This is a genomic window from Methylobacterium sp. CCH5-D2 (assembly GCF_001556475.1).
Lineage (GTDB): Bacteria > Pseudomonadota > Alphaproteobacteria > Rhizobiales > Beijerinckiaceae > Methylobacterium > Methylobacterium hispanicum.
In genome coordinates this window covers 1-7,150 of sequence record NZ_LSIX01000506.1, presented here as the reverse complement: position 1 = coordinate 7,150, position 7,150 = coordinate 1, and the positions used below count along the sequence as shown (strand labels likewise).

General features: G+C 71.8%; 6 protein-coding genes. 4 read left to right on the top strand and 2 right to left on the bottom strand.

Going from position 1 to position 7,150, the window contains the following annotated elements:
- Positions 1–208: 208 nt before the first annotated feature.
- Positions 209–2,803 (top strand): leucine--tRNA ligase, encoded by a 2,595-nt coding sequence (gene leuS / locus AX737_RS12985; RefSeq protein ID WP_066921941.1) that lies wholly within the window; start codon positions 209–211, stop codon positions 2,801–2,803.
- Between the two features lie 339 nt (positions 2,804–3,142).
- Here leuS and AX737_RS12980 read toward each other — a convergent pair whose 3' ends face one another.
- Positions 3,143–3,505, bottom strand: a complete 363-nt coding sequence (locus tag AX737_RS12980) for a histidine kinase (RefSeq protein WP_308445269.1) — start codon at positions 3,503–3,505, stop codon at positions 3,143–3,145.
- 312 nt (positions 3,506–3,817) lie between these two features.
- Between AX737_RS12980 and argJ the strand changes: the two genes are divergently transcribed.
- Genes argJ through AX737_RS12965 form a run of 3 tightly spaced genes read left to right on the top strand, consistent with a single transcriptional unit; the run spans position 3,818 to position 6,203 of the window.
- Complete coding sequence (argJ, locus tag AX737_RS12975) at positions 3,818–5,068, top strand: bifunctional glutamate N-acetyltransferase/amino-acid acetyltransferase ArgJ (RefSeq protein ID WP_066921940.1); 1,251 nt, start codon at positions 3,818–3,820, stop codon at positions 5,066–5,068.
- Complete coding sequence (locus AX737_RS12970; protein ID WP_066921939.1) at positions 5,065–5,778, top strand: SIMPL domain-containing protein; 714 nt, start codon at positions 5,065–5,067, stop codon at positions 5,776–5,778. Before argJ ends, AX737_RS12970 begins: the two co-directional genes overlap by 4 nt.
- On the top strand, positions 5,775–6,203 hold the full coding sequence (locus AX737_RS12965) for a (deoxy)nucleoside triphosphate pyrophosphohydrolase (protein ID WP_066921937.1): 429 nt from the start codon (positions 5,775–5,777) through the stop codon (positions 6,201–6,203). The genes AX737_RS12970 and AX737_RS12965 overlap by 4 nt, the downstream gene beginning before the upstream one ends.
- A gap of 60 nt (positions 6,204–6,263) precedes the next feature.
- On the opposite strand, the gene AX737_RS12960 is transcribed toward AX737_RS12965, so the two are convergent.
- On the bottom strand, positions 6,264–6,797 hold the full coding sequence (locus AX737_RS12960; protein WP_066921935.1) for a DNA starvation/stationary phase protection protein: 534 nt from the start codon (positions 6,795–6,797) through the stop codon (positions 6,264–6,266).
- Positions 6,798–7,150: the final 353 nt, after the last annotated feature.

Here is a 7,150-nt window from a genome sequence, read left to right as displayed (position 1 = left end):
GTTCGGTCATCGGCACGTCCAGCTTTTCGGGTCGGTTCAGGCGAGGGACCTACCAGCCGCAACGCGCGCCGCAAGCGCCCGGCTCCGCACAGCAGCGGGCGCGCAGGGGCGGTGCGCGCCCGCGCGTTGACCGGAGCGGGCGCGGATATGCTAGTGCCGGCCCGAATGCGGCCTCCGGGCCCGCCGCCCGTTCCCTGCGATCCGAGCCATGACGAACCCGAACCCGACCGCGCCCGAGCGCTACAACGCCAAGGATGCCGAGCCGCGCTGGCAGGAGGCCTGGGCGCAGGCCAGGATCTTCGAGACGCCGAACGACGATCCCCGCCCGAAATACTACGTGCTGGAGATGTTCCCCTACCCGTCGGGGCGCATCCACATGGGGCACGTGCGCAACTACGCGATGGGCGACGTGGTGGCCCGCTACAAGCGCGCGAAGGGCTTCAACGTGCTGCACCCGATGGGCTGGGACGCCTTCGGCCTGCCCGCCGAGAACGCCGCCATGGAGCGCAAGGTCAACCCGCGCGACTGGACCTACGCGAACATCGCCACCATGCGCGGCCAGCTCCAGTCCATGGGCCTGTCGCTCGACTGGAGCCGCGAGATCGCGACCTGCGATCCGGACTACTACAAGCACCAGCAGCGCATGTTCCTCGATTTCCTGGAGAAGGGGCTGGTCACGCGCCGCACCGCGAAGGTGAACTGGGACCCGGTCGATCACACGGTGCTCGCCAACGAGCAGGTGATCGACGGGCGCGGCTGGCGCTCGGGCGCGCTGGTCGAGAGCCGCGAGCTGACCCAGTGGTTCTTCAAGATCACCGACTTCGCCGAGGATCTGCTCGGCGCCCTCGACGGCCTGGACCGCTGGCCGGAGAAGGTCCGGCTGATGCAGAAGAACTGGATCGGCAAGTCGGAGGGCCTCGAGGTCCGCTTCGCGCTGACCCGGCCCGCCAAGGGGCAGGACGCGGTGAAGGTCTACACCACGCGGCCCGACACGCTGTTCGGCGCGAAGTTCCTGGCGATCGCGGCCGACCATCCGCTCGCGGCCGCGCTGGCCGCCGACAGGCCGGAGCTGCAAAGCTTCATCGAGGCGTGCCGCCGCATCGGCACCGCCCAGGAGGCGATCGACACGGCCGAGAAGCTCGGCTTCGACACGGGGCTCACCGTGCGCCACCCGCTCGACCCGGCCTGGGAACTGCCGGTCTACGTCGCGAACTTCGTGCTGATGGAGTACGGCACCGGCGCCGTGTTCGGCTGCCCGGCCCACGACCAGCGCGACCTCGACTTCGCCAACAAGTACGGCCTCGGCAACACGCCGGTGGTCTGCCCGGAGGGGCAGGACCCGGCCGCCTTCGTCGTCACGGACACCGCCTACGACGGCGACGGACGGCTGATCAACTCGCGCTTCCTCGACGGGATGACCACGCACGAGGCCTTCGAGGCGGTGGCCAACCGCCTGGAGCAGGAGGTCCTGGCGGGCGAGGCCGTGGCCGCCCGCAAGGTGCAGTTCCGGCTGCGCGACTGGGGCGTGTCGCGCCAGCGCTACTGGGGCTGCCCGATCCCGATCATCCACTGCGACGCCTGCGGCCCGGTGCCGGTGCCCGTCGCCGACCTGCCGGTGCGGCTGCCCGACGAGGTCTCGTTCGACCAGCCCGGCAATCCCTTGGAGCGCGACCGCGCGTGGCGCGACGTGCCGTGCCCGAGATGCGGGCAGGCGGCCCGGCGCGAGACCGACACGATGGACACCTTCGTGGACTCGTCCTGGTACTTCGCACGCTTCACCGCGCCCTGGCTCACGGACGCGCCGACCGACCGCCGGGCGGTCGATCACTGGCTCGCGGTCGATCAGTATATCGGCGGCATCGAGCACGCGATCCTGCACCTGCTCTACGCCCGCTTCTTCACCCGGGCGATGCGCGAGGCCGGCTGGTCCGGCGTGGCCGAGCCCTTCGCGGGCCTGTTCACGCAGGGGATGGTCGTCCACGAGACCTACAAGGACGAGGCCGGCGCCTGGGTGCCGCCCGCCGAGATCCGGTTCGAGGGCGGGGAGGGTGGCCGCCAAGCGTTCCACGTGAAAACCGGCGCGCCGATCGCCATCGGGGCGATCGAGAAGATGTCGAAGTCGAAGAAGAACGTGGTCGATCCCGACGACATCATCGCGAGCTACGGTGCGGACACCGCCCGCTGGTTCATGCTCTCGGACTCGCCGCCCGAGCGCGACGTGATCTGGACGGAGGAGGGCGTGCAGGGCGCCGCCCGCTTCGTCCAGCGGGTCTGGCGCCTCGTGAACGCGGCGGCGCAGGCGACCGGGGACGGCGCGGCCGATCTCTCCTTGCGCAAGGCGGCGCACCGGGCGCTGGCGGGCGTCGGCGAGGATGTCGAGCGCCTGCGCTTCAACCGCTGCGTCGCGCAGGTCTACACGCTGGCCAACGCCCTCGACGAGGCCCTGCGCGGCACCGCCTCCCGCGCCGCCGCCACGGAGGCCGCCGGCATCCTGGTGCAGCTCATCGCCCCGATGATGCCGCACCTCGCCGAGGAATGCTGGCAGGCGCTCGGGCGCTCGGGGCTGGTGGCCCAGGCCCCCTGGCCGGAGGTCGAGGCGGCGCTGCTGGTCGAGGACGAGATCACGCTCCCGGTGCAGATCAACGGAAAGAAGCGCGCGGACGTCACCGTGCCCCGCGACGCCGACGCGAAGGCCGTCGAGGCCGCGACCCTGGCGCTGGAGGCCGTTCAGAAGGTGTTGGAGGGGCGGGCGCCCCGGAAGGTCATCGTGGTGCCGGGCCGGATCGTGAACCTGGTGGTGTGAGGCCGCAGGATCCGCCCCGGCGGATTGCCACGTTCACGTGCTTCATACGGCCTTCGGTCGATCGGTTCGGCCGTCCGGGGTGAATCGCGCCGTGCCCCCTCTCCCATAGGGAGAGGGTTGGGGTGAGGGGTATGACGCCTCAGGACCGAGCACGGGATCGACGCGCGTTCAGCTCCGCGCCCTACCTGGAAACCTCATACCCCTCACCTGGCTTTCTGCGAAAGCAGACCTCTCCCTATGGGAGAGGGGACTCGCGCCTCATACAGGTTCTCGTCCTGGGAACGAGATCGATAAGGACCGCGTGCCCTGCGCGGGCGGAGAGGAACTGTATCGCTGTCCTCAGATACCCGGCGCCGCGAGCGCCTCGCGCACGATGCTCGCGACCGCTCCCGCGCGGTGGTCCTTCGCGACGATCAGCGCGTCGGGCATCCGATCGACCGCCGCGCGCTCGGCCTCCGTCATGTCGCAGGCCAGCACGACGCGCAGCGAGGGGCGCAGCGCCCGGGCTTCCTGGGCCAGCTGCGAGCAGCACAGCCGCCCCTCCAGCGAGGCGTCGACCACCATCACGTCGAGGGGAAGCCCGAGGGCGAGCACGGCCATCGCGTCCACCCCGTTGTCGCAGGCCGTGACCTGATAGCCGGTCCGGCGGATCTGGGCGGAGACGGCGTCGCGCCAGCGCTTCTGGCGGCCGGCGACGAGCACCTGAACCCGGTAGCATCCCCTAGGCGGGACGACGGGAGAATCGGCAGCGGATCCGAGGGCTACTCGCGGCATGGCGCGATCGGCATCGTGTTCGCGTTGCATTGCATCATGCTAGACCGACATCTCGCGGTCACACAAGGGTCTTGCCGCGAAGGCGCCGCAATTCCGGCCGGGCTGCCCGGCCGAGAGGCATCGCGACCCGGCGCACCGCGACGCGGCACGGGTGCGTGCGGGACCCCGGGGCCCGGTTGACGGCCGAGCCTCCCGCGGGGCAACACCGCGGCGCCCCGCGGTCAACGCCGGAGATCGTCCTTGTCGTCCGCCAATCCGCCGCCCGTCTCGCCCCTCGCCCCGAAGACACAGCCGGACCTGCCGCCCGTCGCAGGGGTGCGCCTCGCCACCGCGCAGGCCGGCATCCGCTATTCCGGCCGCACGGACGTGCTCTATGTCGGGCTTGCCGCCGGCACCGTGCCGGCGGGGGTGTTCACCCGCTCCAAGTGCCCCTCCGCGCCGGTCGACTGGTGCCGCGAGGCGCTGACCTCCGGATCGGCCCGGGCGCTCGTCGTGAATTCCGGCAACGCCAACGCCTTCACGGGCCGGCGCGGCCGCGATGCGGTGGCGCTCACCGCCCGCATCGCCGCGCAGGCCGCACCTTGCGCAGAGACCGACGTGTTCGTCGCCTCCACGGGCGTGATCGGCGAGCCCCTGGACGCCTCCAAGTTCGAGGGCGTGCTGGCCGATTGCGCGGCCCGTGCCGAGGACGGCCCCGCCGCCTGGGCCGCGGCCGCGCAGGCCATCATGACCACCGACACCTTCCCGAAGCGCGCCACGCGCCGGGCCGAGATCGACGGCAGCGCCGTGACCATCAACGGCATCGCCAAGGGCGCGGGCATGATCGCCCCCGACATGGCGACGATGCTGGCCTTCGTCTTCACCGACGCCGCCCTGCCGCAGCCGGTGCTCCAGGCGCTGCTCACGGAAGGGGCGGACCGCAGCTTCAACTGCGTGACGGTCGATGGCGACACCTCGACCTCCGACACCCTGATGCTGTTCGCCACGGGCAGGGCCGGCAACGCGGCGGTGGCGGACGCCGCCGACCCGCGCCTCGCCGGCTTCCGGGCGGCGCTCGACGACCTGCTCGCGGAACTCGCGCAACTCGTGGCCAAGGACGGGGAGGGCGCGCGCAAGTTCGTGACCGTCGAGGTCACGGGCGCCGAGAGCGACCGCTCCGCCCACCGCATCGCCATGTCGATCGCGAACTCGCCGCTGGTGAAGACCGCGGTGGCGGGCGAGGACGCGAACTGGGGCCGCGTCGTGATGGCGGTCGGCAAGGCCGGAGAGCCCGCCGACCGCGACCGCCTCGCGATCTGGTTCGGCGACGTGCGCGTGGCCGTCGCGGGCGCGCGCGACCCCGATTACAGCGAGGACGCGGCGAGCGCCGTGATGCGCGAGCAGGACATCCGCGTCCGGGTCGATCTCGGGTTGGGGGAGGGCAGCGCCCGCGTCTGGACCTGCGACCTCACCAAGGCCTACATCGAGATCAACGGGGATTACCGCTCGTGAGGGCCGCGCTCGCCGGCCTCGCCCTGCTGCTCGTCGCGGCGCCCGCGCGCGCCGACGATGCCTGCGCGCACACGATCGGCGTCACGGGCCGGGCGGCCTCCGCCCGCGCGCCCGACTTCGCCGCGGTCACGGTCGGCGTCGAGACGAAGGCACAGAGCCCGGCCGCGGCGCTCGACGCCGCCTCGAAGGCGGTCGCGGGCGTGGTCGCCCTCGGGCGCGAGCTCGGCGTGCCGGAGGGCGACATCGGCACCTCCGCGGTCGTGCTCGAGGCGGCGACCCGCGCGGTCACCCGTCCGAACGGCACCGTCGAGTCCCAACCGGACGGCTACCGGGCGGCGAACGCGGTCACGATCCGGCTCGCCGACATGGGCCGCCTCGGCGACCTGCTGCGCCGGGCGCTCGACGCCGGCGCCAACCGGATCGATTCCATCGGCTTCGGCCTGAACGATCCCGAGAAGGTCGACGCGGAGCTTCAGGTCGCCGCCGCCAGGGACGCGCGCGCCCGCGCCGCGGAACTCGCCGAAGCGGTCGGCGCCAAGCTCGGGCGGCTGTGCAGCCTCTCCGGAAGCGGCAGTGCCGTGCCGCCGCCCATGCCGATGGCCGCGCAGGCGCGCATGAAGGCCCCGGCGCCGGGCCGCCGGGTGCCGCTCGCCGCCGGCGCGATCGAGAGCCGCAGCGAGGTCCAGGCCAGCTTCGCGGTCGCGCAATGACCAGGAGCGAGGCCGCGCCGCTGCGCCTGCTCCTCGTGGTGGCGGTCGCCCTGGTGGACCGGGACGGGCGCGTGCTGGTGAGCCAGCGCCCGCCCGGCAAGCAGCTCGCGGGTCTGTGGGAGTTCCCGGGCGGCAAGGTCGAGCCCGGGGAGCGGCCCGAGGCCACGCTGATCCGCGAACTCGCCGAGGAGATCGGCGTGCGCGTCGAGGAGCCCTGCCTCGCTCCGCTCACCTTCGCGAGCCACGCCTACGAGAGCTTCCACCTGCTGATGCCGCTCTACCTTTGCCGCCGCTGGTCCGGCACGCCGCAGGGTCTTGAGGGTCAGGCCTTGAAATGGGTCCGGCCGAGTGCCTTGCGGGATCTCGCCATGCCGCCCGCGGACGAGCCTCTGATCCCGTTCCTGGTCGATCTGCTCGGCCCCTGACCATGAAAAAGGCCCCGCACCGGTGGTGCGGGGCCCTGCTGCTCCGGGGACTGGGACGGCTCAGTGACCGCCGGCCTCGGCGTTGCGGGTGGTCTCGTAGAGGAACCACGTGCGCTCCTCGGACTGGTCGATCCACTCCTCCAGCAGGCTGGTGGTCGAGACGTCGTTGGCCTCGTCGGTGACCTCGTGCAGCTCGCGCATGCGGGCGGTGAGCGCCTTGTTGTCGTCCCGCAGTTCCTTGAGCATGTCGAGCGGACCGACATACTCGGCGTCGTTGTCCTGCACGTTGGTCAGCGACTTCGCTTGGCCGATCGAGCGCAGCACCGTGCCGCCGATCTTGCGGCCGCGCTCGCCCACGGCGTCGATGATCGCGAAGATCTGCTGCGATTGCTCGTCGAGGAGCAGGTGGTAGTCGCGGAAGTTCGGGCCGCTGATGTGCCAGTGGAAGTTCTTCGTCTTGATGTAGAGCGCGAAGAGGTCCGACAGCAGGACCGTCAAGCCCTCGGAGATCTTCTTGACGTCCTCGGGGTTGAGGTCGGTCGGGGTGTTGAGGCGGTCGCTGCCGATCCGGCTGACGGGCTTGGCCTTGGCCATGGAGGTCTCCGTTCGTCTGGAATGTCCGGTGTCGATGCTGCGCCCACGGGTGTCCCTGCGGTCGCGCTGGCATCGTTCATCGGCAGAATGAGCGGTGACGCTGTTTGTTCCGGCCCCCCCGGGACGCGCATGGCCGGGTCCCGGGGGACGCAAAGCCTGGATCCGTTCTAAACTATCCGTGATGCGTCAATCGGCCTGCCCGACCAGACCCGGCGGCAGCAGGGGCGCGGGCTTCGAGGCCCGCGGCGCGGCCGGGCGGATCGATCCTGTGGTGGCGGGATCCGCGGGCCGCGGCTCGGCGGCGCGGGCCTCGGCGGGCTTCGGTCGCGTCTCCGCGGGGCGCGCCTGCGTCC

Bases quoted from the DNA above. Each gene is read 5' to 3' on its own strand.
- leuS (WP_066921941.1), top strand. From the start codon at position 209: ATGACGAACCCGAACCCGACCGCGCCCGAGCGCTACAACGCCAAGGAT.
- AX737_RS12965 (WP_066921937.1), top strand. From the start codon at position 5,775: ATGACCAGGAGCGAGGCCGCGCCGCTGCGCCTGCTCCTCGTGGTGGCG.
- AX737_RS12960 (WP_066921935.1), bottom strand. From the start codon at position 6,797: ATGGCCAAGGCCAAGCCCGTCAGCCGGATCGGCAGCGACCGCCTCAAC.